The sequence below is a fragment of the Streptomyces sp. NPDC060031 genome (genome assembly GCF_042736805.1).
In the GTDB taxonomy this organism is placed as follows: Bacteria; Actinomycetota; Actinomycetes; order Streptomycetales; family Streptomycetaceae; genus Streptomyces.
Genome location: NZ_JBHWVM010000018.1, coordinates 68,693 through 93,220, shown reverse-complemented (window position 1 = coordinate 93,220; position 24,528 = coordinate 68,693). Strand labels below are relative to the sequence as shown.

17 protein-coding genes are annotated in these 24,528 nt (G+C 74.7%); 10 read left to right on the top strand and 7 right to left on the bottom strand.

Translation table 11 applies throughout. From position 1 onward, the window contains the following. Positions 1-287: 287 nt before the first annotated feature. Complete coding sequence (locus ACFWB8_RS11085) at positions 288-950, bottom strand: phosphatase PAP2 family protein (RefSeq protein WP_385224525.1); 663 nt, start codon at positions 948-950, stop codon at positions 288-290. Further along, complete coding sequence (locus ACFWB8_RS11080) at positions 947-1,558, bottom strand: phosphatase PAP2 family protein (RefSeq protein ID WP_385224523.1); 612 nt, start codon at positions 1,556-1,558, stop codon at positions 947-949. The genes ACFWB8_RS11085 and ACFWB8_RS11080 overlap by 4 nt, the downstream gene beginning before the upstream one ends. 246 nt (positions 1,559-1,804) lie before the next feature. Here ACFWB8_RS11080 and ACFWB8_RS11075 point away from each other — a divergent pair, with 246 nt between their 5' ends. After that, positions 1,805-2,914, top strand: coding sequence for an alpha/beta hydrolase (locus tag ACFWB8_RS11075; RefSeq protein WP_385224521.1), 1,110 nt, complete (start codon positions 1,805-1,807; stop codon positions 2,912-2,914). A 205-nt stretch (positions 2,915-3,119) separates the two neighbouring features. Here the strand turns inward: ACFWB8_RS11075 and ACFWB8_RS11070 are convergent, their stop codons facing one another. The 5 genes from ACFWB8_RS11070 to ACFWB8_RS11050 all read right to left on the bottom strand — a co-directional run bounded on the left by ACFWB8_RS11070 (position 3,120) and on the right by ACFWB8_RS11050 (position 9,206). Continuing rightward, positions 3,120-3,554 (bottom strand): ester cyclase, encoded by a 435-nt coding sequence (locus tag ACFWB8_RS11070; protein ID WP_385224519.1) that lies wholly within the window; start codon positions 3,552-3,554, stop codon positions 3,120-3,122. Between the two features lie 40 nt (positions 3,555-3,594). Further along, positions 3,595-4,221: a TetR/AcrR family transcriptional regulator gene (locus ACFWB8_RS11065; protein ID WP_385224517.1), complete on the bottom strand. Its 627-nt coding sequence runs from the start codon at positions 4,219-4,221 to the stop codon at positions 3,595-3,597. An 89-nt stretch (positions 4,222-4,310) separates the two neighbouring features. Continuing rightward, positions 4,311-5,948: a DHA2 family efflux MFS transporter permease subunit gene (locus tag ACFWB8_RS11060; RefSeq protein WP_385224515.1), complete on the bottom strand. Its 1,638-nt coding sequence runs from the start codon at positions 5,946-5,948 to the stop codon at positions 4,311-4,313. A gap of 88 nt (positions 5,949-6,036) precedes the next feature. Then, positions 6,037-7,404: a salicylate synthase gene (locus tag ACFWB8_RS11055; RefSeq protein WP_385224513.1), complete on the bottom strand. Its 1,368-nt coding sequence runs from the start codon at positions 7,402-7,404 to the stop codon at positions 6,037-6,039. A 116-nt stretch (positions 7,405-7,520) separates the two neighbouring features. Beyond that, positions 7,521-9,206 (bottom strand): (2,3-dihydroxybenzoyl)adenylate synthase, encoded by a 1,686-nt coding sequence (locus tag ACFWB8_RS11050; protein ID WP_385224539.1) that lies wholly within the window; start codon positions 9,204-9,206, stop codon positions 7,521-7,523. Between the two features lie 364 nt (positions 9,207-9,570). On the opposite strand from ACFWB8_RS11050, the gene ACFWB8_RS11045 reads away from it, so the two are divergent. The 9 genes from ACFWB8_RS11045 to ACFWB8_RS11005 all read left to right on the top strand — a co-directional run bounded on the left by ACFWB8_RS11045 (position 9,571) and on the right by ACFWB8_RS11005 (position 24,527). Next, the gene (locus tag ACFWB8_RS11045; RefSeq protein ID WP_385224511.1) at positions 9,571-10,362 is read left to right on the top strand and encodes a thioesterase II family protein; all 792 of its coding nucleotides are present in this window, start codon (positions 9,571-9,573) and stop codon (positions 10,360-10,362) included. Between the two features lie 66 nt (positions 10,363-10,428). Continuing rightward, on the top strand, positions 10,429-11,313 hold the full coding sequence (locus ACFWB8_RS11040; protein WP_385224509.1) for a hypothetical protein: 885 nt from the start codon (positions 10,429-10,431) through the stop codon (positions 11,311-11,313). Beyond that, positions 11,310-11,813, top strand: a complete 504-nt coding sequence (locus ACFWB8_RS11035; protein WP_385224507.1) for a hypothetical protein — start codon at positions 11,310-11,312, stop codon at positions 11,811-11,813. Before ACFWB8_RS11040 ends, ACFWB8_RS11035 begins: the two co-directional genes overlap by 4 nt. After that, positions 11,810-13,276 (top strand): amidophosphoribosyltransferase, encoded by a 1,467-nt coding sequence (locus tag ACFWB8_RS11030; protein ID WP_385224505.1) that lies wholly within the window; start codon positions 11,810-11,812, stop codon positions 13,274-13,276. Before ACFWB8_RS11035 ends, ACFWB8_RS11030 begins: the two co-directional genes overlap by 4 nt. Beyond that, positions 13,273-13,992 (top strand): methyltransferase domain-containing protein, encoded by a 720-nt coding sequence (locus tag ACFWB8_RS11025; protein WP_385224503.1) that lies wholly within the window; start codon positions 13,273-13,275, stop codon positions 13,990-13,992. Before ACFWB8_RS11030 ends, ACFWB8_RS11025 begins: the two co-directional genes overlap by 4 nt. Positions 13,993-13,994: 2 nt before the next feature. Continuing rightward, positions 13,995-15,785 carry a fatty acyl-AMP ligase gene (locus ACFWB8_RS11020; protein WP_385224501.1) on the top strand — a complete coding sequence of 597 codons (1,791 nt, stop codon included), beginning with the start codon at positions 13,995-13,997 and terminating at the stop codon, positions 15,783-15,785. After that, on the top strand, positions 15,782-17,413 hold the full coding sequence (locus ACFWB8_RS11015; protein WP_385224499.1) for a beta-ketoacyl synthase N-terminal-like domain-containing protein: 1,632 nt from the start codon (positions 15,782-15,784) through the stop codon (positions 17,411-17,413). Before ACFWB8_RS11020 ends, ACFWB8_RS11015 begins: the two co-directional genes overlap by 4 nt. Positions 17,414-17,427: 14 nt before the next feature. Beyond that, the gene (locus ACFWB8_RS11010) at positions 17,428-21,525 is read left to right on the top strand and encodes an SDR family NAD(P)-dependent oxidoreductase (protein ID WP_385224497.1); all 4,098 of its coding nucleotides are present in this window, start codon (positions 17,428-17,430) and stop codon (positions 21,523-21,525) included. Continuing rightward, positions 21,522-24,527, top strand: coding sequence for a type I polyketide synthase (locus ACFWB8_RS11005; RefSeq protein WP_385224495.1), 3,006 nt, complete (start codon positions 21,522-21,524; stop codon positions 24,525-24,527). Before ACFWB8_RS11010 ends, ACFWB8_RS11005 begins: the two co-directional genes overlap by 4 nt. Position 24,528: the final 1 nt, after the last annotated feature.

Here is a 24,528-nt window from a genome sequence, read left to right as displayed (position 1 = left end):
GGCGGCCGGCTCTTGCCGTGGGCGGCGGTGCGGATCGCCCCGCCGCCCCGGGGAGCAGGGTTCGTGACCTGGAACCCCCTTGCCGGAGACGGCGGGCCACCGCCGGTCAAGCCACCGTCCGGTCGTGCTGTCGCCGCACCATCTCGGAGATCCAGACGGGCGTCTTCACCACGTAGTTCACGCACCGCGCGTGTCTTCGGGTCCTCGAGCGCGGCCAGCTCGGCCATGACCTCGGCCGACGCCGTCTCGGCCACCTCGGCAACCTGTCCTCACGTGCGGGATTCAGCCTACGACGGAAGTCGGCCGTGCGGCCGGGTGAGCGTGAGGTACCCCCAGGTGACCAGGGACAGCCAGGCGGTGGCGAAGAGCCAGCCGCCGAGCACGTCGCTGAACCAGTGCACCCCGAGGTAGACGCGGGTCAGGCCCACCGCCGCGGCCCAGGCGGCGGTGAGTGCCACGGCGGTTCGCGGCACCCGGGTGCCGCGCAGGAACAGCGCGGCGATCAGGAGCCCGGCCGTCATCGTGGCGGTACTGGTGTGGCCGGACGGGAAGGACCAGCGCGAGGCGTGGGTGGCCCAGTCCGCGACCGCGGGGCGCGGACGGGCGATCAGCCACATGACGTACCACCGCACGGCCTGGCCCGCGGCGAGGCACAGGGCGAGGCCGGCCGCGGTGGTGACGCGCTGGCGGGCCGTGCGGCCCGCGAGCAGGCCCGCCAGGAGGAGCAGGGCGTACGGGACGACTCCGGTGCCGGTGTCGGTGATCAGGCGCGCCAGGACCGCGGCGGCGGCCGGCCGGTGCTCCCGCGACCAGTGGGTCAGTCCCGTGTCGCCCGGCAGCGGCCGGCTCGGGCCCGCCCGGATCACCCACGCGGCGAGCAGGGCGAAGAGCACCGCGGCGACCGCGGCCAGCCACCCGGCGGTACGGGCTGCGGAGCGGGTACGGGTCATGCCGCGGTCAGGAGCGGTCGAAGCGGACCGCTCCCCAGCCGCCCGGCGAGCGCACTCTGACGGCGCCGGACGGCGCTGCCGGCGGCGAGGGCCACGAGGGCTCCGACGAGGCAGCCGGCCAGCACGTCGTGCGGGTAGTGCACGCCCACCCAGACGCGGGAGGCGGCCATCAGCGCCGCGGCCACCAGGGCGACGGCGCCGGCCCTGCGCGACACGAGGAGCAGCGCGCAGGCCGCCGCGGTGGCGAGGGCGGCGTGGTTGCTGGGGAAGGACCAGTCGCCGGGCGCGGGGCAGGCCTCCAGGGTGGCCACGCCGAGGGTCCGGCACGGCCGGTCCTCGCGGACGGCGAGCTTCAGCAGGTCGTCGACGCCGAAGGCGAGGAGGGTGATCGGCGGGACCGCCAGCGCCATGACCGCCCGGGGGTGGCCGGCGCGCCGGGCCCGCCACCACGCGGCGAGCATGAGCAGCGCGAAGAGCCCCAGGCCGTACACCGACCAGGCGGCGATGACGGTGTCGAACGGGCCGGGCGCACGGTGCGCGAGGCCGACCACGTCGAGGTAGGCACGGCCGTCGATGGCCGAGCCGTCGTACCCGGGAACGGGATCCATCGGGTGGCCTCTCACTGGATTCGGGTGGGATGGAAATCGAGCGACTACAGCCGTGTAGACGGTCCATCGCACTGTAGACGATCACCGGGCACGAGGGCGCGAGGCGAAGGCAATGACCGGGTCAACAACACACCGCGGCCGTGGAACGGATCTTGCTCCGGCACTCTCTAACCGGGTACGCACCCGGGCGCGGTGCCGCCGGGCCCCTGGGCCGGGCCGAGATGCGACAGAGAGCCTTCCCGATCCATGAGTCTGACGAGTGCCACGCTCCTCGTTTTCACCCTGTGCTGCACGGCTCTGCTGTTCGCGGCCACCGTCTGGCTGTGGCCGCGGCTGGCGCGGCAGGGCTGGAGACCGGCACTGGGCCGGGTCGGGCTGGTCCTCGCCGTGCAGGCGCTGGTGTTCTCCTCGATCGGACTCGGGGTGAACAGGAGCCTGCTCGTCTACGGAACCTGGGACGACCTGCTCGGCACCGCGAGCCCGTCCGCGCTCATGGCCCAGGACCCGGCCGGTGACGCGCTGGTGAAGGTCATCGGCCGGCAGCACCCGGACGTTCCCGGCGGCATGACACCGCAGATCGGCGGCGAGATCCAGAAGGTGATGGTGCAGGGCCGGCAGTCCAAGGTCGCCACCCCCGCCTACGTCTACCTGCCGCCGGAGTACTTCCAGAAGGGGAACGAGAAGAGGACCTTCCCCGCCGCCGTCGTACTGACCGGCTTCCCGGGGACCGCGGAGAACCTGCTCAAGCCCCTGCCGTACCCCAAGACGGCCTGGACGCTGGCCAAGCAGAAGAAGATGCAGCCGATGATCCTGGTCCTGATGCGGCCCGCCGTCGGGCCGCGCAACACCCAGTGCGTCGACGTTCCGGACGGCCCCGCCAGCGAGACCTTCTTCTCCGCCGATCTCCCGCAGGCGATATCCGGCGCCTACCGGGTCGGCACCTCGGCCCGCAACTGGGCCATCATGGGCGATTCCACTGGGGGTTACTGCGCCCTGAAGGTCGCCTTGCAGCATCCCGAGCACTATGCGGCCGGTGTCGGCCTGTCGGCGGACTACAAGCCCGAGATCGACAGGGACTCCGGCGACCTGTTCCACGGCAACAAGGACGAGGAGAAACGATCCGACCTGCTGTGGAGCCTGGACCACCTGCCACAGGGCACGTCCTCCTTCCTGGTGACGACCTCCCTGCAGGGCGAGAGCAACCTCGGCCCGACACGGAAGTTCGTCGAGAAGGTGAAGGACCCGGCGCGCGTCTCGTCCATCACCCTCGACCACGGCGGCCACAGCTTCAACACCTGGAAGCGGGAGATCCCGCCGTCCCTGGAGTGGCTCGGCGGCCGCCTCGCGGCCGAGTGACCCCCGACCCGGCCGGACGGCTGCTTCCGTTCGGCAGCGGCGGCGACGGAACACCTCCCCGAGGAGGGCCCTGCCCGAGTCTCGATGAACGGGGAATCGAGCAGGCCGAGACACGGAACCGCGGCGCCAACGGGCCCGGGCGGAGCAAGCCGCCCGGGCCCGACACGTCTCGCGCCGCGCCGCGAGCCTCGCCACGCCTCGCCGCTCACAGCGGAGGCAGCAGCCCGAACTGTCCGAGCACCCCGGCGAGGTCCCAGTAGAGGGACTCGTGCTGAATCCGGCCGTCATCGGAGAAGCGGTAGACGGTCGAACCCGACATGGAGAAGGCCTTGCCCTTCGCGAGCGCGGCGAGCTGCGGGGGCAGCCCGTCGAGCGCGCCCTCCAGGGTGCCCGACATGGTCCACTCGCAGGCTCCGGCCCGGTGGTCCGCGAAGACCCCGCGGATCTCCATCCGGGTGTCCGGTATCGCGGCCACCCAGGAGCGCACACCCGCCTCCAGGCCGGCGCGGCCGCGCCAGAAGGAGTCGAGGGGCACGTCCCAGGAGACGGCGTCGTCGGTGTAGCAGGCGAGCCAGCCGTCCGCGTCGGCCTCGGTGATCGCGGCCAGGCAGGTGCGGACGAGTGCTTCGTTGCGGTGCATGGGTGCTCCGGTTTCGGGACGGGACGCCCCGTACGGAGCGTCAGGAGGGCTCGGTCGCCCGCAGGATGGAGGAGAGGGTGCGGTCGAGGATGTCGGGGACTTCCTTGACCTTGAGGTGTCGTGCGTCGGCCTCGGCGGCCGCCGCGTGCAGCAGGCTGTAGAAGGTGGTCACCAGCCAGGCCAGCGGGAGGTCGGTACGGAACACCCCTTCCGCCTGGCCGCGCACCAGGACCCGCTCCACGCGTGCGAGCACCTTCTCGTGGTGCGCGCGGCGGCGGGCCGGCGTGATGACCCCCTCGGAGGCGGCGAGCAGGAACGCGTGGCGCTCCAGGATGCGCCAGCCGGACCGTACGAGCCGGGAGAACGCCTCGTCGGCCGGGCCCTCGTCGAGCCCTTGGGCCTGCAGGGCGGCGTCCGCCTGGCCGACGGAGTGGTCCAGCACCGCGTCGAGCAGGGCCTCGCGGGACGGGAAGTGCGCGTACAACGTGACCCGGCTGACCCCGGCCGCACTGGCGACGGCGGTCAGGCTGACGTTGGGGTCCTGACGGAAGCAGTCGATCGCGGCGGCGACGATGGCCGCGATGCTCCGCTCCGCATCCGCGCGGCGGCGGGGTTCCTCCCGCTCGGCGGCAGGGGTTCGGCGTACTTTTTGATGCGGCGTGGACATGGGTGGGAGCGTATGTCACCTCCTTCGCGGCGTGCCAGGCCGCCGCGGCCGGCGGCCTGGCACACAGCGGCGTCTCGAGTGGAACTCGGTCAGGTGCCGACGCGGCGGGGGCCCGATGCCTGCGCGGGCGTCCGTCCGGGCCGCTCCGCCCGTTCCGTCTTCGCCGGGGCGTCGGTGTCGCCCGTCCTGCCCTTGGGGAAGAGCAGCAGGGAGATGGCGATGCCGGCGACGGCGACGCCCGCGCCGGTGAACATCGCGGGCGCCATGCCCGAGACGTACGCGGAGCGTGCCGCCTCGGCCAGCGCCTGCCCTGCCTGGGCCGGCAGCTGACCGGCGACCGCGAAGGCGGCGCCCACGGAGTCGCCCGCGGCGTTCAGGGCGGATTGCGGCAGTCCGGCGGCGGCCCGGCTGGCGGCCAGTTCGTCGCGGTAGGTGGAGGCGAGCAGGCTGCCGAGCACGGCGACCCCGAGCGCGGAGCCGAGCTGCACGGCCGCGCTGTTGGTGGCGGATCCGACGCCCAGGTCGTCCTCGGGGAGGGAGCCGACGATGGCGTCGCTGGTCGGTCCGATGATGAAGCCGGCGCCGAAGCCGAGGAAGAGCATGGCGGCCAGGGCCCGGCCGTAGCCGTCGCCGTCGCCGGTGGTGGCGAGGATCAGCAACGAGACCGCGGCGAAGGCGAGACCGGCGGCGGCCAGCCAGCGGGTGCCCACGCGCTGGCCGAGGAACGACGCGAGCGGGGCGGCGACCAGGATGATCAGGGCGGTCGGCGCGATCCGCAGCCCGGTCGCCCCGGCGTCGTAGCCGAGGACGAACTGGAGGTACTGGACCAGCACGAACAGTGCTCCCAGCAGCGACAGCAGGCCGAGGAAGACCAGGATGTTGCCGATGGCCAGGCGCCGGTGCGCGAAGATCCCCAGCGGGAGCATGGGCTCCCGCGCGGTCCGCTCGCGGACCAGGAACCCGGCCAGCAGCAGCACCGAGACGGCGAAGCCCGCCAGCACCTTCGCACTGCTCCAGCCCTCGACCGGGCCCTCGATGACGGCCCACAGGAGCGTGCCGACACCGAGTACGGAGAGCAGGGCGCCCGGCAGGTCCAGCCGCCGGGCGACGGCGGCCCGCGAGTTCGGCACCATCGTGATGGCCGCCGCCAGGGCGATGAGGCCGATGGGTACGTTGATCAGGAAGACCGAGCCCCACCAGAACCGGCCGAGCAGCCAGCCGCCGGCCAGCGGCCCCATGGCCAGGCCCACCCCGATCATGGCGGACCAGAGCCCGATCGCCTTCATCCGCTCGGCGGGGTCGGTGAAGACGGCGCCGATGATGGAGAGGGTCGCGGGCATGATCAGCGCCTCGCCTACGCCCATCACCCCGCGGGCGGTCATGAGTTGGGCCGTGCCGTCCGCGAAGGCGGCGACGGCCGAGGCGCCGGAGAAGAGGACCAGGCCCGACAGGAAGACGGGTTTGCGGCCGAAGCGGTCGGCGAGGCTGCCCGCGAAGAGCATCAGGCCGGCCGCCATCAGGCTGTAGATGTCCACCAGCCACTGCAACTCACTGGTGGACGCGCCGAGTTCGTCGACGAGCGTGGGCAGGGCGACGTTCAGCACGGTGACGTCGAGCCCCACGATCAGCAGACTCAGGCACAGTACCGCCAGGATCGGCCAGCGCAGCGGGTGGCCTGCCGCGCCCGGTGGGGCCGCAGCGGGTGACGGGGACGGCACGGAACGCACGGCGAACTCCTTAAGTTGAACAGTACTGTTCGGGTTCAGAGTAGCGCCGAGCCGGACTCAAGTCGAACAGCGCTGTAAAGTTTCACCGTCAGGCGGGGGTGCGGGCCGGGGCCGCCGCCGGGACCAGGGTGCGCGAGACGCTGCGCAGCTTCTCGCAGGTCTCCTCGAACTCCCTCTCCGGGAGCGACTGTTCGACGATCCCCGCACCCGCCCGCAGCCAGGTGCGGCCGCCCTGGCGGAAGACCGTACGGAGCACGAGCGCGGCGTCCAGCGACCCGTCACTGCCCACGGTGAGCACCGCGCCGCTGTACAGGCCGCGCGGGCCCGTCTCCAGCCGCCGGATGGTCCGGTACGCGGCCCGCTTGGGCACGCCCGAGGCGGTGACGGCGGGGAACACGGCGGCCAGCGCGGGCCACGGGCCCCGGTCCCCGCGGGAGAGTTCGCCGCTGACCCGGGAGGCGATGTGCTGGACGCTGCCGCGCTCCTTGACCGACATGAACTCCTCGGCCCGCACCGAGCCCTCGCGGCAGACCCCCGCCATCTCCTCCCAGGCCACCTGGACGGATATCGCGTGCTCGTAGATCTCCTTGGCGTCGGTGAGCAGTTCCGCGCGGCGGGCCGCGTCCGCGGCGCGGTCGCCGCTGAGTGCGCGGGTGCCCGCCAGGGGCTGGGTGGACACGCGGCCGTCGGCCGAGACCTCCACGACGGTCTCGGGACTGAAGCCGGCCGCCTCGATGCCGCCGAGGTCGAGCAGGAAGGAGCGTGCGGGCGAGTTGGCCGACCGGCCCGTCAGGTAGGTAGCCGGCAGGTCCAGCTCCCCCTCCACGGGGACGGCGCGGGACAGGATCACCTTCTGGAGTTCGCCGCCCCGGATCGCCGCGACCGCGCTCGCGACACCGTCGCGGTACGCGCCTTCGGCCGGGCCCCCCAGATCGACCGGCAGGGGGGTGAACCCGCCCTGGAGCGGCTCGGGTTCGGCCGTGTCCAGCAGGGCGCGCACGATCGCCTCGCCGGCCGCGTCGGAACACCGGATCTCGGCGCCCTCCGCCGACAGGCGGATCTCGGTCCGGGGGACGACCAGGTGCACCAGCGGCTCCTCGCCGAGTTCGGCCGTCTCACCCGCCAGGGCGTACGACAGCTCGAAGGCGGCCCAGCCGTAGGCCCGCCAGTGCGCGAAGGGAAGCGAGGACAGCAGGTGGTGCACGGTTTCGAGCGGATCGCCCTGCCAGGAGGTGCGGGTACGGATGCCGTCGTGGTCGAGCGTCACATGGGTCCGGTCGGCCACCAGGCGGGCCCGGACCCCGCCGGCGTACCACCAGGCACCCTCGCGTTCGTAAACCATGTACTCGCCGCCCGCGCCGTGCAGGCCGGCGCGGGCCAGCCGGACCGCGGCCTGGGCCGGGGTGCCGGAGAAGGGGATGCGACCGGTCCGGGGCGACACGGTGGTGATGGACATGCGTGGGGTCTCCTTCATGAACTGCGGAGTTCGGTGGTGCCGTGCGGTGGTGCGGTGCGGTGGTGCGGTGAGGTGCGGTGCTGCCGTGCGGTGGGACCGGCCGGAGGCCGCGGACTTCAGCTCCGGCGGGTGGCGGCTTCGGCCGCGCGCCGTGCGAGGAGGCGCTTGTCGAGCTTCCCGACGGCGGTGAGGGGCAGGGAGCCGACGAAGTGGACCAGGTCGGGCTTCTTGTACGGGGCGAGTCCGCGCTCGTCGAGGAAGGCGTCGAGGCCGCCCGGTCCGAAGACGTCCGCGTCGGCGTCCGCCCCGGCGGGGAGTTCGCCCGGACCGGCGCTCCTCTCGCGCAACACGACCCAGGCGCAGGTGCGTTCGCCGAGGTAGTCGTCGGGTACGGGGACCACCGCGGCGTCCAGGACCGCGGGATGGGCGCGCAGGTGGCCTTCGAGCTCGTCGGAGGAGACCTTGTCGCCGCCGCGGTTGACGAGGTCCTTGCGCCGCCCCTCGACGACGATGTCCCCGCCCGGCAGCATCCGTACGAGGTCGCCCGTGCGGTAGAAGCCGTCCGCGGTGAACGCGGTGCGGTTGTACTCCTCGGCCCGGTAGTAGCCGCGCAGGGTGTACGGGCCGCGGGTGAGCAGTTCGCCGACCTCGCCGCCGGGGACGTCACGGCCGTCGGTGTCGACCACGCGGATCTCGTCGTCCGGGCTGAGCGGGCGGCCCTGGGTGGTGGCGGTGCGCTCGGCGTCGTCACCGGGCCGGGTCATGCACAGCAGTCCCTCGGCCATGCCGAAGACCTGCTGGAGCTCGCATCCCAGGGTGGACTGGACGCGCCGGGCCGTCTCCGGCCCGAGGCGGGCGCCGCCCACCTGGAGGAGGACCAGGCTGCCGAGATCCTCGGGGCTCCACTCGGCCGCCTGGGACCAGAGTGCGGCGAGCGGGGGCACCACGGCGGTCACGGTGACCCGGTGCCGCTCGATCAGCGGGAAGACCGTCTCGGGGTCCGGCGACGCGCTGAGCACGACGGTCCCGCCGGCCAGCAGGGTGCCGATCGCGCCCGGGCAGGCGAGGGCGAAGTTGTGGGCGACGGGCAGGGCCGCGAGGTAGACCGTACCGGGGTGCAGAGCGCAGAGTTCGGCGCTGGCGCGGACGTTGTAGGCGTAGTCGTCGTGGGTCCGCGGGATGAGCTTGGGCAGGCCGGTGGTGCCGCCGGAGACCAGCAGCACGGCCGGCCCCCGCGGGTCGGGGACCGCGAAGGCCCCGGGCGGGAGCGGGCTTCGGCGGCCGGCCCCCTCGACGTCGGCGAGCGCGGTGTGCGGTCCCCCGTCGCCGCCCGCCACGAGGACGTGGCGCAGGCCGGGCACCTGCTCCCGGACCTCTTCGGCGAGGGCGCGGTAGTCGAAGTCCGAGGCGGGGTCGGGGTCGGCGGCGGGGACCACGTAGGCGACTGCTCCGCTGTGCTCGCAGAGGTGGACGGCCTCGCTGCGACGGTAGGCGGGCAGTCCGAGGACCGGCACCGCGCCGATCCGGAGCGCGGCGAAGAGGAGGACGAAGAACTCGGGCGTGTTCGGGAGCTGGAGGACGATCCGGTCGCCGGGGGCGATGCCCAGGGCGGCGAGTCCGGCGGCGAGATGGCCGGCGCGGCGGTCGAGTCCGGCGTACGAGAGCTGCTCGCCCTCCGCCACCAGAGCCGTGGCCGTCCCGATCGTCCGGGCGTGTCCGGCGAGGAAGTCACCCAGCGGCCGACCCTGCCAGTAGCCGGCCTCACGGTACCGGTCCGCCTGCGCGTCGGGCCATCGAACCATGTCCACGAAGAATCGAGCTCCTCACGCCGGGACGAATACCCGGAAGCATTGCAGGAATATTTCAAGCACTAACGCCGCCGTAAAGACTCTCCCGACGGAAAACCGGGAGGCAATCGCAATCAGATCACCGTTTGGCAAAATCGGACGCGTTCCGGCCGCCAACTACACCCCATATCAGGCGACATCAGAGGATAGGTCGGGCATACCAGGGGCGGGTACTGCCCCTTCGGGTAGCTCCCTTTTGAACAGCAATTTCTTCGCGTACCTTGACAAGGAAATCGGGCATCGGTCGCACCGGAACAATTCTTGGATGGCCTCGATTCCTCGCTCCCGACTCCTCGCATTCTCCGAAAGGTCGCCTCCCTTGCTCAGGTACGGGCTGACGCCGCAGCTGCGTGCGGCGGGCCGCGACCGGTCCTGGCTGCGCACGCCGGCACCCCGCCGCCGCCCCGGACTGCGCCTGCTCTGCTTCCCCCACGCGGGCGGCTCGGCGGAGTTCTTCCACCCCTGGCTGGACCACCTGCCGGACAGCGCCGAACTGACCGCGGTGCAGTACCCGGGCCGCGGCGACCGCGCCGACGAGCCGGTGCCCAGCCACGTCGACGACCTCGCGCGGCCCGTGGCCGAGGCGCTGGCGGGCCGGACCGGGGCACGGCTGGTGCTCTTCGGTCACGGCATGGGTGCGGCGGTCGCCTTCGAGACCGCCCGTCTGCTGACGGCGCGTCACGATCCGGCCCCGGCGGCCCTGTTCGTCTCGGCCCATCCCGCACCGACGGACAGCCGGCCCCACGAGGGCCGGTGCCACGACGACGACCCCGTCACCCGCCTGCGCCACCTCGCGAGCGAGGACCGCGGGGACTGCGCGGGCCCCGGCGGGCCGCCGCCGGTACCGCCCGCCACCGTGTACGCCGACCTCCGGATCGCCGCGCGCTACCGCTACCGGCCCGGCCCGCCCCTGGAGTGCCCCGTCACGGCGCTCGTGGGCATCCACGACACCGGGGTCACCGCCCGCCACGCGGAGGGCTGGCGCTCCTGCACGACGGGCCGGTTCACGCTGCGCGCCATGCGCGGCGGCCCCTTCTACCTCGTGCAGCGCCGAGCGGCCCTGGTGGCCTTCCTCCTCACCAGTTCCGGAGGCGTCCGGTCCCGGGGCTGATCCCCGACACCGGCAAGCCCCTCGTCCCGCCCGCCGAACGACCGACCCCCGCTAGGAGACAGACCCATGGCGGCTCCCGCCCCAGCCATCCGACCCGACTTCCGGGTACTCCAGGACACCCTCACCGAGGTGCTCGCGCAGGTCCCGTACAACAGCGCCGCGCAGTACCACGTCCACTACGGGACCGGTTCCTCCCCCGAGCGCTTCGGCACGGCCTGCGCCTGGCAGACCTTCGGTGCCGGCGAACGCGTCGCCCGGCGCACCGGCACCGAGGCCGAGTACCGCGTCGGCGGCCGGCACGTCTGCGCGCTCTACGACGACGGCGAGACGCTCAGCGTCCTCGACCCGTACCTGATGCACCGCACACCGCTGCGGCTGTCGCGGGCCGACGCCGTCGACGGCACCGTGACGGCCGAGTCGCAGGCCTATCCCCTGCGCCACCGCCCGGACGGCTCGCCCGCCCCCTCCGTGCTGCGGGCCCTGTGGCAGCCGGCCGACGGGGTGCTGCGACTGCGGTACCTGCGCCACAGCCCGCGGATCGGCGACTACGTCATGCACCGCGCCTACACGATGCGGCCCAGGGACACGGTCGACGAACTGCCGGTGCCGGCCCCGCTGGTACGAGAACTGCTGCTGCACCCCGAGCAGAACAACCTGTCGGTGCGGGCCGTACACCCCGGCGACGACGGCCTCGCCGAGGTGGCACTGCCCTTCTCCGGCCGGCCGCGCGGCGCCCTCGCCGACGCCGGCGCGCTCATCGCTCGAGACAACCAGGGCGTGGTGAGCCGCTGGGGCAGCGCCGCCTTCGATCGCGAACTGGAGCGGGTGGCCGAGGCGTTGCGGTCCGAACCGGCCGAGGTCGTGGATCACCTCCTGGGCGCCGCGGCGCTCTACGACGCGGCCGCCCCGGCCGGTCTCCTCGTCCCCGACTACTCCCTGGAGGACGCGTGAGCACCCCGCGCCCCCGTTCGTACTTCCTCGCCGGAGTCATGCAAGGTGCCCGTGGCGGCGCCGACCTGGCCGACCAGGGCTACCGCGAGCGGCTGCGCCGGACGATCCTGGAGCACCGCCCGGGCGCCGTGGTGCACGATCCCGACGTGCTGATGCGGGAGTGGATCGGCCCGCAGGAACAGCGGATCAGAGCCGGTCACGCCGCGCTCGCGGACACCCCCGAGGTGCACCGGGCCACCCTGGACCCGGCCGTCCGCCTGCTCACCGCCACCTTCCACCGCCTGACCGAACTGGCCGCGGGGAGCGACGTGTGCGTGGCCTGGCTGCCGGACCACGAGCCCAGCATGGGCACCGCCGCCGAGATGCTCAGCGCCCACCGCGGCGGCGCCACGGTCGTCGCCGTGACGCGGATGCGCCAGAACCTCGCGGTGCTGTCCTGCTCCGACGTGATCGTGCCCGACCTCGCCGCGTTCGAGCGCTGGCTGGCGGCGGACGCATGAGCGACGGTGGCGGCGATACGTCCGGCAAGCCGCGCGAGGCCTGTGGAGTCGCCGGCGTGTGGGGCGCTTCGGGGGACGCGGCGCCCCTGGTCCGCACCATGCTGGCCGCGCTGCAGCACCGCGGCCGGCAGAGCGCGGGCATCGTCGCCTGCCGCGACGGTGTGCTGACCCGTCGCGCGGGCGCCGGCCGGGTCACCGAGGTCTTCCCCGGCCCGGACGGTCTGCCGCCCGGGCCGGGCGCGATCGGGCACGTCCGCTACGCGACCTCGGGCGGCCGCGGCCGCGACGGCTCCGACGCCGCGCTCGCCCAGCCGGTCGTCGCCGGCCCGGCGGGCCGCCCCGCCCTCGCCGTCGCGCACAACGGAACCCTCATCGGCGTCGAGGCGGCCGCCGCCGCCCACGGCCTGCCCGTCGGTCCGGGCGACGCCGACACCGCCCTGCTCACCCGGCTGCTGCACGCGGTCGCGGACGGCCGCGGGCTCCCGCTCGGGGCCGCCCTGCACGAGGTGCTCCCCACGATCGAAGGTGCGTACTCCCTCGTCCTCACCGACGGACGGCGCCTGTACGGGGTGCGCGATCCGCACGCCTTCCGGCCGCTGTGCCTGGGGCGCCTCGGCGACGCCTGGCTGCTCGCCTCGGAGTCGGCGGCCCTCACCGCCGTCGGCGCCGAGCTCGTACGGGACCTCGAACCGGGCGAGGTCCTCGAGGCGGGCCCCGACGGCATCCGCACCGGCAGGCTCGCGGCCCCCGGCGCCCGGCGCGCCTCCTGCGTCTTCGAGTACGTGTACTTCGCGCGCGCCGACTCCGTCATGGACGCGCAGAGCGTCTACCGCACCCGGTACGCGGCCGGCCTCGCCCTCGCCGGGCACGCCCCGCCACCGCCCGGGGCCGTGGATCCGGTGGTGGTCGCGGTGCCCGAGACCGCGCGCGTCGCCGCGGACGCGTACGCGTGGCGCTCCGGACTGCCCACGGTCCAGGGGCTGTTGCGGCACGAGGGGGTGGGCCGGTCCTTCATCGGCGCCGCGGCCGCCGACCGCGAGGCGGCGGTGCGCGCCAAACTGTCGGCCGTTCCCGCGGCGGTGTCGGGCCGGTCCGTGGTCCTGGTGGACGACTCGCTGGTGCGCGGCACCACCATGGCGACGGTCGCCGCGCTGCTGCGGGCCGCGGGCGCCCGCGACATCCACCTGCGGGTCGCCTCCCCGCCGCACCGCCTGCCCTGCTTCTACGGCATCGACACCGCCCGGGGTGAGGCGCTGCTCGCGGCCGGGCTGCCCGACTCCGTCCTCGCGGAGCGGCTGGGCTGCGCGAGCGCGGAGTTCCTCCCGCTCGGTCTGCTCGTCCGGGCCGCCGGCAAGGACCCCGCAGACCTCTGTACCGCCTGTCTGGACGGCCGGTACCCCACCGCCGTGCCCGTGTCCGCAGGCCGAACCGCCGGACCCACCCACAGGAGAGCCCTCGCATGACGAGCACGAGCACAACCCACACCACAAGCACAACCAGCACCACGAGCACCACGGACAACCCGCAGCTGGAGAGCCGCAGCGGGAAGTTCTTCGCCCGCTACTACGACGCCATGACCCGGCGCGCCGAGGAGAAGTGGGGCCGTCCGCTGCGCACCCTCATGTTCGGCGAGCTGACGGGCGCCGTCCTGGAGGTGGGCGCGGGATCCGGGGCCAACGTGCCCTACTTCGCCAAGGCCGACTCCCTGGTCGCCGTGGAGCCGGCCAGCGAAATGCTCAGGCAGCTGCGGGAGCGCGCCGCCCGGGCGCCCATCGAGGTGGAGGTCGTGGAGGCCTGGGCCGAGAGCCTGCCGCTGCCCGACGACACCTTCGACACCGTCGTGTGCACCCTCGTGCTCTGCACGGTCGTCGATCTGCCCGCCGCGCTCTCGGAGATCCGGCGCGTGCTCAAACCCGGCGGCCGCCTCGTCTTCTTCGAGCACGTCAGGGCCCCCGGCGCGGTCGGTCTGCTGCAGGACGTACTCGCCCCGCTGTGGCGGCGCGCGGCCGGCGGCTGCAACGCCAACCGGCGCCTGCTGACCGCCCTGCACGAGGCCGGGTACCAGGTGCGCATCCACGAGATCGTCCGCCCGTGGCCCCGCTACCCCACCAACACGCCCTACCTGCGCGGCACCGCCGTGCCGTCGGCCCAGCCGGCCGACCGCGACGAAACGGAATAATCGTGCTGTCTGTGAACACCCCGTCCGAGCCGCGCGGCCTGGCCGCGGCCGTCCGCGAGGCCGCCCGGCGGCGCCCCGACGCCACGGCGCTCACCTTCGTCGACTACTCGGCCGACCGGGCCGGCGTGGCCTTCGAGCTGACCTACGGCATGCTCGAAGCGCGGGCGCGCGCCGTGGCGGGCGCACTGAGCCGGATCGCCGCACCGGGCGACCGCGCCGCCGTCCTCTGCCCGCACACGGCGGACTACGTCGCCGCCCTGCTCGGCTGCCTCTACACCGGGGTGATCGCCGTACCGCTGTACGCCCCCGAGGCGTTCCGCACGGACGAGCGGCTGCGGCTCGCCATGGCCGACTGCACGGCGGGCGTGGTCCTGACCACCAGCGCCCACGAACAGGCCGTACGCGGGCTGCTGGCGGACGCCCCCGAGCTCGGGCAGCCGTCGGTGCTGTACGTGGACGCGCTGGATCCGGCGCTGGGGCGCGACGTGGTCCTGCCCGAGACGCAGCAGCCGCACGGCGTCGCGTACCTGCAGTACACCTCGGGGTCGACGCGGCAGCCGACCGGTGTCGAGGTCACGCACCGCAATCTGGCCGTCGGGGCCGAGCAGTTGCGGGCGGGGCTCGCGATCGGCGCGGACGCGCGCATCGCCGGGTGGCTTCCGTTCTTCCACGACATGGGCCTGCTGCTGATGCTCGCGGTGCCGCTGATCAACGGCACGCCCGCCGTCCTGATGTCGCCCTTCTCCTTCATCCAGCGGCCCGTCCGCTGGCTGCGCGCGATCAGCGACCACCGGGCCACACACACGGTGTCCCCCAACTTCGGCCTCGACCTGTGCGTCGACCGTATCCCCGAGAACGCCCGGACGGGCCTCGACCTTTCCCCGCTGCGCACGCTCGTCAACGGCTCCGAACCGGTGCGGGCCTCGACCCTGGACCGGTTCAGCGCGGAGTTCGGCCCCCACGGTTTCCGACCGCAGGCCCACTGCCCGAGCTACGGCCTGGCCGAGGCGACGCTCGCCGTCACCCTCGGCGGGCCCGGGGCGCCCCGGGTGCTCCGGCTGGACCGGGCCGAGCTGGCGGCGGACCGGGTGCGCGTCCTGCCCGACGCCGATCAGGACGGCTACCGCGTGGTGTCCTGCGGCAGGCCCGCAGGCCAAGAGGTCCGCATCGTCGACCCCGGCACCGGGGAGGCGGTGTCGGGGGACTCCACCGGCGAGGTGTGGGTGCGGGGGGCGAACGTGTGCGCCGGGTACTGGAACCGGACCGCGCGGACGGCCGAGGTCTTCCGGACGGAGGACGCGGGAGCCCCGGACGGGGCCTGGCTGCGGACGGGCGACCTGGGCTTCCTCCGGGACGGGGAACTGTATCTGACGGGCCGTCTGAAAGATCTGATCGTCGTGGACGGCCGCAATCACCACCCCGCGGACCTCGAACTGACGGTCCAGGAAGCACAGGGAGCGGTCCGGCGCGGTCATGTGGCGGCCTTCCGGACCGGGTTGCTCGACGAGAGCGGCGAGCGGGCCGTGGTGGCGGCGGAGCTCGACCGCAGCCTCGACACGGCGGAACTGGAGGCGGTCCGCGCCTCGGTCCGCGCGGCGGTGGTCGCCCGGCACGCCCTGGACGTGCACGAGGTGGTCCTGGTCCGGCGCGGCGCCCTGCCCAAGACCACCAGCGGCAAGATCCGCCGTTCGGCGTGCCGCGACCTGTACCTGGCGGGGGACCTCGCCGTCGCCACGGGCACGGCCGCGTCCGCCGGCGCCGCCACCGTGCGGGACGGGGCGCCGGTCCTGTGAGGGAGGAGCTGTACCGTCTGCTCGTCGCGCGCGTGGCCCGGCGCAGCGGTCTGCCCGAGGACCGCATCGACCCCGACCTGCCGTTCGACACGTACGGGTTCGCCTCGATCGACGCGGTGGCGCTCTCCGGCGAGCTGGAGGAGCTGCTCGACCGGAACCTGCCGCCGACCGTGCTGTGGCAGCACCCCACCATCCACCGGCTGACCGCCTTCCTGACCGGCGGCCCCGAGCGGCCGCCCGCCGAACCGGGCGACCGGCCCGCCGAAGCCGCCCGGCCGGCCCCGGAAGCGGGCGGCGGCCGGTCCTCGTACGGCGACGCGGACCTCGCGGTCGTCGGCCTCGGCTGCCGGCTTCCCGGCGGCATCGTCTCCCCCGCCGGCTTCTGGGAGCTGCTGCGCTCCGGCGGTGACGCCGTCACCGCCGTCCCGGACGGGCGCTGGGAGCCCTACCGCCAGGTGTCGCCCGCGCACGCGGCCGCCGTCGACCGGGCCAGTCGGCACGGCGCGTTCCTCGACGACGTGGACGGTTTCGACGCCGAGTTCTTCGGCATCTCCCCGGCCGAGGCCGCCGAGATGGACCCCCAGCAGCGGATCCTGCTGGAGGTCGCGTGGGAGGCCCTGGAGCACGCGGGGCTGCCCGCCGACCGGCTGGCGGGCTCCCGTACCGGCGTGTACGTGGGTGCGTGCAGCGACGACCACGGCCGGACCGCCCTGGACGACCTGCCGTCGATCACCGCACGCACCGGCACCGGCTCGGCCATGAGCATCATCGCCAACCGGCTCTCGTACGCCCTGGACCTGCGGGGCCCCAGCATGACCGTCGACACCGCCTGCTCCTCCTCGCTGGTGGCCCTGCACCTGGCCCGGCGCGGGCTCCTCGCGGGCGAGTGCGACACCGCCCTGGTCGGCGGTGTCAATCTGCTGCTCTCCCCCGGCGTGACGCTCAACTTCGGTGCCGGGGGCGTCCTTTCGCCCGGAGGACGCTGCCGTCCCTTCTCGGCCGCCGCCGACGGCTACGTGCGCGGCGAGGGCTGCCTGGTCGTCGCGGTCCGCAGGCTCGACGACGCCCTGCGCGACGGCGACCGGGTGCTCGCCGTGGTCCGTGCCACCGGCACCAACCAGGACGGCCGCTCGAACGGGCTGATGGCCCCCAACCCGGCCGCCCAGGAAGCACTGATCCGCGAGGTGTGGGCCACCTCCGGGCTCGACCCCGCCGAGGCCGGGTACGTGGAGGCGCACGGCACCGGCACCCCGCTGGGCGATCCGATCGAGGCGGCCGCGCTCGGCGCCGCCCTCGGTGGCGACAGGGCCGCGGGCTCCGCGCTGCGGATCGGCTCGGTCAAGTCCAACCTGGGCCACCTGGAGGGCGCCGCCGGACTCGCCGGCCTGGCCAAGTGCGTCCTGGCGCTGTACCACGGGCTGATCCCGCCCACCCTGCACCACGACGCCCCCAACCCGCGGATCCCGCTGGACGAGTGGGGCCTGTCGGTGGTGGACCGTCCGACCGTGTGGGCGCGCGGCGAGCGGCCGCGCACCGCGGGCGTCAGTTCCTTCGGGTTCGGCGGCACCAACGCCCACGCGGTGCTCCTCGAAGCCCCGGTTCCCCAGACGGTGTCGACCACCGAGTGAGAGTGAACTCCCCCATGGAAAAGACCGAGATGCTCTTCGCACTCTCCGCCCGCTCGCCTTCGGCCCTGCGCGGGAGTGCCGGCCGGCTCGCACACTGGCTGACCTCCGACGGCGCCGACGTCCCGCTCGCCGACGTGGCCCACACCCTCGCGGTGCGGCGCGCCCACCTCGCCGAACGCCTCGTGGTCCGCGCCGCCGACCGCGCGACGCTCACCGGACTGCTGCGGACCGTCGCGGCCGGCGGGGAGCCCGGGCCGCTCGCCGCACGCGGCAGCCTGCCGGACAGCCGGGCCACCTCCCCGGTGTTCGTCTTCTCGGGCCACGGTTCGCAGTGGGACCGCATGGGCTGCGAACTCCTGGCCGAGGAGGGCGAGTTCACCTCCGTCATCGCCGCCCTCGAAGGGGTCGTACGGGAGGAGAGCGGCCACTGCCTGCGCACGCTCATCACCGAGGACGGGCTGGCGGGATCCGGGATGGACCGGGTACAGCCCGCCGTGTACGCCCTCCAGGTGGGCCTCGCCGCGGTGTTGCGCGGGCGCGGCATCCGGCCGGCCGGCGTGATCGGCCACTCGATGGGCGAGATCGCCGCCGCCGTCGTCGCCGGCGCGCTGACTCCCGAGGACGGCGCGCGGATCGTCTGCCGCCGCTCCCTGCTGATGGAGCGGCGGCTGGCCGGCACCGGCGCCACGGCCCTGGTCGAACTGGACGCCGCCGAGGCGCGGCGCCGCCTCACCGGACGGCCGGGCGTCTGCGTCGCCGTGCATTCCTCCCCGCGCGCCTGCGTGGTGGCGGGATACCCCGACGCCGTCGAGGAGTTCGTGGCCGAGTGCCGCGCGCAGGGGCTGCTGGCCCGGCTGGTGCCGGGCGTACGGATCGGGGCGCACAGTCCGCTCGTCGACCCGCTGCTCGATGAACTCGCGGCCGGCCTGCGGGACATCGCGCCCGGCTCACCGCAGCTGGCCTACTACAGCTGCACGTCGCAGGACCCGAGGGAGCGGCCCGCCCTCGACGCCGCCTACTGGGCGGCGAACCTGCGCCGGCCCGTGCGGCTGACCGAGGCCGTACGGGCCGCGGCCGAGGACGGGTTGCGCGTCTTCATGGAAGTCTCGCCGCACCCGGTGGTCGCCCAGTCGGTCCTGGAGACCGTGCTGCAGACCGACGGAGCGCACCGCGGCCGCAGCACTGTCCTGGGCACCCTCGGCCGGGGCGCCGCGGCCGGGGCCTCGCTCGCGGGCGCCCTCGCGACCCTGCACTGCGCCGGTGTGACGCTCCCCCGGCAGGCGGTCCCGGCGGGACGGCCTGCCGACCTGCCCGCCTACGCCTGGCAGCACCAGGCCTTCCCGCGCCCGCGCCGCGCGCCCGTGGACTCCCCCGCGCATCCGCTGCTCGGCCACCGGATCACCCTGCCCGGTACGCCCGTCCGCCATGTGTGGCAGAGCCGGGTCGGCCTCGACCGGATGCCGTGGCTCGACGACCACCGGGTCCAGGGCACCCCTGTGCTGCCCGGGACCGCGTACGCGGAACTCGCCCTGGCCGGCGCCTGCGAGGCCTTCGCCGCCGCGCCCGACCGGGTGGAGGTCACGGGCCTCGACCTGGCCCGGGTGCTGCCCCTGGACCGGCCCACCACCGTCACCACCACCCTGGAGGAGGACGCCGAAGGGCACGGCGGCACGGTCACCGTGGTCGCCGGGACGGGAGCCGGGAGCACCGGGGCGGTGCTGGCCCGCGCCCGGGTCTGCCTCGTGTCCGGGGAACCGGACCCCGACGCCGTGAGCGCCCGAGCGGCCGCGCCCGTACCGCATGACCGGGAGGACGGCGTACGGCACGACCCGCGGCTGCTGTACGCGGCGCTGCGCGCACTCGGCCAGGAGCACGGGCCCGCCTTCGCCGGGGTCACCGACGTACGGGTGGCCGGCGGCTTCGCCGTCAGCCGGGTGGCCCGGCCGAACGCGCTGGCCGCGGACAGCCGTTGGCGCTTCCACCCGGCGCTCCTCGACGCCTGCCTGCACGGGCTGGGCGCGCTGCTGCCGCAGGGCACACGGGGCACGTACCTGCCGACCGGCGTGGAGCGGCTGCGGATCACCGGGACCCCGGGGGACGCGCTCGTCTGCCGGGCCCGGCTGCGCCCCGGCGCCGCGGGCACCCTGTCCGCCGACGTGGAGGTCACCGACGCCGAGGGGGCGCCGCTCGCCCGGCTGACCGGCGTACGGCTCAGCCCGGTCGGGGAGGACGCGCTTCCCGTCGACGTGGCGCCCCTGCTGCGGCACGTGCGGTGGGAGAGCGTGCCCGCGCCGCAAGCCGGTGCGGGCGAGGGGCGGTTGCGGCTGCTCGTGAGCGGTGACCCGGACGGCACGGTGAGCGCCGCGCTGTCCGACGCCGGTGTCGCGTGCTTGAGCCTCGGCCCGGACGGGTCCTGGGATGCCGTCGGGCAGGTGGACGGCGTGGTGCTGACGGGCTGGGACGGCCCGGCCGCCCCCACGGACGTGCCCGGCTCCGCCGAGCGGCGGGTGCACTGCGCCCTGCGGCTCGTCTCGGGGCTGCTGCGCCGGTGCGAGGACAGCGGCACGGCGCCTCCGCCACTGACCGTTCTCACCGTGCGCGCCCAGGCCGTGCGGGACGGTGAGGAACCGGACCCCGGCCAGGCGGCGCTGCGCGCGGTCGTGCGCACGCTGCGCCAGGAGCGGCCCGAACTGCGTGCGCGCATCGTCGACCTCGACCGGACCGGGGCTCCGCCCGTCGCCGAGATCCTCGACCGGGACGGCCCCGACGAGGTGGCCTGGCGCGACGGACGGCGCCATGTGGCACGGCTGGTCGCCGGGGCTCCGCCGACTGACCAGGCTGACCAGGCCGGGCAGGGCGGGCAGGCCGGGCAGGGCGTCGACGGCGCCGGCCGTGGCCGTGTGGTCGTGCGTCCCGGCGGCGGCTATCTCGTCACCGGCGCAACGCGCGGCCTCGGGCTCGCCACCGCCCGCTGGCTCGCCGAAGGCGGCGCGGGCGCCGTGGTCCTGGGCGGCCGCGGGGTGCTCGGGCCGCAAGCCGCACAGGAGCTGGAGCGGATCCGGGCCCTGGGCACCCGGGTCGAACTGGTCACGGGGGACGTGGCCGAGCCCGGCACCGCCGAGCGCATGACGGACGCCCTGACGGCGACGGGCGTACGGCTGCGCGGGGTGGTGCACACCGCGGCCGTGCTGGAGGACGCCCTGGTCACCGAGCCCGACGGAGGCCGGCTGCACCGGGTGTGGGCGCCCAAGGCCACCGGTGCCTGGCGCCTGCACGAGGCCACCGCACGGGCCGGACTGGACTGGTGGATCGGGTTCTCCTCGCTGGCCTCCCTGGTCGGCTCCGCCGGCCAGGCCGAATACGCCGCGGCCAACGCCTTCCTCGACTCCGTCGTGGCACTGCGCCGCGCCCGGGGCATGACCGCGCTCGCGGTCAACTGGGGGCCGTGGGACGACATCGGAGCCGTGCGCGGGCGCACCATCCCCGGCCTGGGCAAGCTCACCGCGCGCGAGGGCTTCGCGGCGCTGGAGGCGCTGCTGGCCGGTGGCGCGGGCCAGGCCGGCGTGGCCCGGCTGACCGGCGCCGACTTCGTCGAGGCCTACCCGCAGACACGGGCCTCCTCGTTCCTCTCCGCATTGGTACGGGCGGACGGTCCGGGTGCCGGGACGCGGGCCGGCTTCGACCGGGCGGCTCTGGCGGCGCTGCCGGACGCGGCGCGGCGGGAGGCCGTACGGGCCCGCACGCTGCTGGGCGTCGGACGGGTGCTCGGCTTCACGGACCCCGCCCGGATCGCGGACCGTCCGCTGGTCCACCTGGGCCTGGACTCGCTGGCCGCCGTCCGGATCAAGAACGCGCTGTACGAGGACTTCGCGGTGGACGTGCCGGTGGCGCGGCTGCTCCAGGGGGCGAGCGCGGCCGACCTGGCCGGGCTGGTGGCGGACGCGCTCGGAGAGGGTTCCGGCGGCGAAACCGGTGGTACGCGCCCGCCGGCGCCCGGAGCCGTACGCGATGCCACGCGCCGGGCGGCCGCCCGTACCGCCCTGGCCGGAGCCGGCCGGGCGCGACGGCGGGATGTACGTGATGCACGGGATGCACGGAGGAGCAGTTCATGAGTGACGCACGGCCGGGTCCCGGCGAGGACGCCGAGGCGGTGGCGGTCGTGGGGATCGCGGGCCGGTTTCCCAAGGCGCGTACCACGGAGGAGTTCTGGGACCATCTGGTCGCCGGGCGGGACTGTCTGGAGGAGCTCGGCGACGAGGAGCTGCTGGCCGCCGGGGTGCCCGAGTCGGTGCTGTCCGAGTCGGGTTACGTGCGCCGGGCGGCGACCGTCGAGGGATTCGCGGAATTCGACGCGGAGTTCTTCGGACTGCCGCCCGCCGTGGCCGCGGCGATGGACCCGCAGCAGCGGCTGTTCCTGGAGTGCTGCTGGCACGCCCTGGAGGACGCGGGGCACGTTCCGGCCCGACGGGAGGGCGCGGTCGGGGTGTTCGCGGCCCCGTCGTTCAGCGGCTACTTCGGCTACAACCTGCTCTCGCACCACGACCCCCGGGTCCTGCTCGGTTCGGGCACGTCCCCGGCGCTGATCCATGCCCTGACGCTGACCGACCCCAATTTCTTCGCCACCCGGGTCGCGCACGCGCTGGATCTGCACGGTCCCGCGCTGACCGTGCAGACGGCGTGCTCCAGTTCGCTGGTGGCGGTGCACCTGGCCTGCCAGAGCCTGCTGTGCGGGGAGACGGACCTCGCGCTCGCCGGCGGGATGACGGTGAAGGTCCCGCACCGGGTGGGCTATGTGCACGAGCCCGGGTCGATGATGTCCGCGGACGGCTTCTGCCGGCCGTTCGACGCGGCCGCGAACGGCACGGTCTTCGGCAGCGGTGGCGGGGTGGTCGCCCTCAAACGGCTCTCCGACGCGCTCGCCGACGGGGACCGGATCCGCGCGGTCGTCCGGGGCACGGCGGTCAACAACGATGGCTCCCTCAAGATGGGCTTCACCGCGCCCAGTGTCGAGATGCAGGCCGCGGTGGTGGCCGAGGCCCTGGCGGTGGCCGGGCTGGATCCGCACCAGGTCGGCTACGTCGAGGCGCACGGCACCGGAACCGCCCTGGGCGACCCGGTGGAGACGGCGGCGCTGCGGCAGGCCCTCGACCCGACGGGTGACCGGACGGCGCCGTGCCTGATCGGGTCGGCCAAGGGGAACATCGGCCATCTGGAGGCCGCCTCCGGTGTCGTCGGACTCATCAAGACGGTGCTGGCGCTGGAACACCGGACCCTCCCCGCGACCGCCCACTTCACTGCGCCCAATCCGGAACTCCGGCTGGACCGGGGGCCCTTCGAGGTGGTCGACCGGACCCGGAAGTGGACCGGGCCGGGGCCGCTGGTGGCCGGGGTCAGCTCCCTGGGCGTCGGGGGCACCAACGCCCACGTGGTGCTGACCGAGGCCCCGGCGCCCGCGCCCCGCCCGGCGGCGCTCCCGGCTCCGGCCACCGCTCCGGTCCTGCTGGTCAGCGCCCGTACGCCCGGAGCGCTGCGGGACGCGGGCCGGGAACTGGCCGACGCCATCGGCCCGGACACCGACCTCCTGGACGTGGCCCACACCCTCGCCGAGGGGCGCAGGGCCTTCGGCTACCGGGCTGCGGTCACCGCCCGCACCCCGGAGCGGGCCGCGGCCCTGCTGCGCGCCGACCGCGCCGCGGTACGGGTTCCCGCCGCCGCACCCGCACCGGTGCTGCTGCTGCCCGGGCAGGGGTCCCCGTACCCGCGGATGGGCGAGGGGCTGTACCGGCCCGGCGGGGTGTTCCGCCGCGAACTGGACCGCTGTGCCGAGCTGTTCGCCGCCCAGACCGGCCGGGACCCGAGGGAGGCGGTGCTCGGTGGTGACGAGGCGGAGCTGCTGCGCACCGATGTGGCCCAGCCCGCGCTGTTCGCCGTCGAGTACGCGCTGGCCCGGACCCTGGAGGGCCACGGGGTACGGCCCGCGGCCCTCGCCGGGCACAGCGTGGGCGAGTTCGCCGCGGCCTGCCTGGCGGGCGTGATGGCACTCCCCGACGCGGTGCGGCTGGTGGCGGCCCGGGGCCGGCTCATGCACGCGGCCCCCGCGGGAACGATGCTCTCGGTACGGATGGAGCCGGAGCCGCTCCTCACCCATCTCGACGGCAGTGGGCTGGAGCTGGCGGCGGTCAACGAGCCCGGGGCCTGCGTCGTCGCGGGACCGCCCGCACCGGCCGCCCGGTTCGCGGCGCGGATGAGCGCGGCCGGTGTCACGGTGACGGAGCTGCGCACCCCGCACGCGTTCCACACGGCGGCGATGGACGAGGCGGCGGAGCGTTTCGCCGAACTGGCGGGCCGGGTCGCTCTGTCGGCCCCCGCCGTGCCGCTGCTGTCGAATGTGACCGGCGACTGGATGACGGACGCCGAAGCCACCGATCCGCAGCGCTGGGCGCGGCAGATGCGCTGCACGGTGCGCTGGTCGGACTGCGTACGCACGCTCCTGGCCGGGGACGGCCCCGACGGCCCGGGCCGGGCCCTGGTCGAGGCGGGCCCCGGGCGGGCGCTGGCCTCGGCGGCGCGACGCGGCCCGGGTTGGTCGGACGCACACCTGGCGGTGAGCGCGATGCGGCACGCCGACGAACAACTCAACGACGGCGAGGCCCTGTCGCGGGCGCTGGGGGCGCTCTGGGAGGCCGGGGTGGAGGTGGACTGGGCCGGGTCCCGGCACGGGCGGGAGTGCAGGGTGGCGCTGCCGGGCTATCCGTTCCGGCGGGCGCGGCACTGGATCGATCCCGCGTACGCGGCGCGGCCGTCCGGCCCCGGCGCGGAGGAGAGGCCCAAGGGGCCCGAGGAGACCACGGGGCGCGGCCCCGCAGAGGTGCTGGCCGGGATCTGGGCGGACGTCCTGGGCATGGCCTCGGTCCGGCCGGACGAGGACTTCTTCGACCTCGGGGGCGATTCGGTGCTGGCGGCCCGGGTGTGCGGGCGGGCTCAGGAGCACGGACTGGAGTTCACGCCGAAGGATCTCTTCGAGCACCCCACGGTGTCGCGGCTGGCGGCCAGGGTCACCCGGGCGGGACTTAACTTGAACACCACTGTTCAAAATACGAGCGACGTGCCCTAAG

Coding starts and splice junctions, on each gene's coding strand:
- ACFWB8_RS11085 (WP_385224525.1), bottom strand. CDS start 950: ATGACCCGTACCCGCTCCGCAGCCCGTACCGCCGGGTGGCTGGCCGCG.
- ACFWB8_RS11080 (WP_385224523.1), bottom strand. CDS start 1,558: ATGGATCCCGTTCCCGGGTACGACGGCTCGGCCATCGACGGCCGTGCC.
- ACFWB8_RS11075 (WP_385224521.1), top strand. CDS start 1,805: ATGAGTCTGACGAGTGCCACGCTCCTCGTTTTCACCCTGTGCTGCACG.
- ACFWB8_RS11070 (WP_385224519.1), bottom strand. CDS start 3,554: ATGCACCGCAACGAAGCACTCGTCCGCACCTGCCTGGCCGCGATCACC.
- ACFWB8_RS11065 (WP_385224517.1), bottom strand. CDS start 4,221: ATGTCCACGCCGCATCAAAAAGTACGCCGAACCCCTGCCGCCGAGCGG.
- ACFWB8_RS11055 (WP_385224513.1), bottom strand. CDS start 7,404: ATGTCCATCACCACCGTGTCGCCCCGGACCGGTCGCATCCCCTTCTCC.
- ACFWB8_RS11050 (WP_385224539.1), bottom strand. CDS start 9,206: ATGGTTCGATGGCCCGACGCGCAGGCGGACCGGTACCGTGAGGCCGGC.
- ACFWB8_RS11040 (WP_385224509.1), top strand. CDS start 10,429: ATGGCGGCTCCCGCCCCAGCCATCCGACCCGACTTCCGGGTACTCCAG.
- ACFWB8_RS11030 (WP_385224505.1), top strand. CDS start 11,810: ATGAGCGACGGTGGCGGCGATACGTCCGGCAAGCCGCGCGAGGCCTGT.
- ACFWB8_RS11025 (WP_385224503.1), top strand. CDS start 13,273: ATGACGAGCACGAGCACAACCCACACCACAAGCACAACCAGCACCACG.
- ACFWB8_RS11010 (WP_385224497.1), top strand. CDS start 17,428: ATGGAAAAGACCGAGATGCTCTTCGCACTCTCCGCCCGCTCGCCTTCG.
- ACFWB8_RS11005 (WP_385224495.1), top strand. CDS start 21,522: ATGAGTGACGCACGGCCGGGTCCCGGCGAGGACGCCGAGGCGGTGGCG.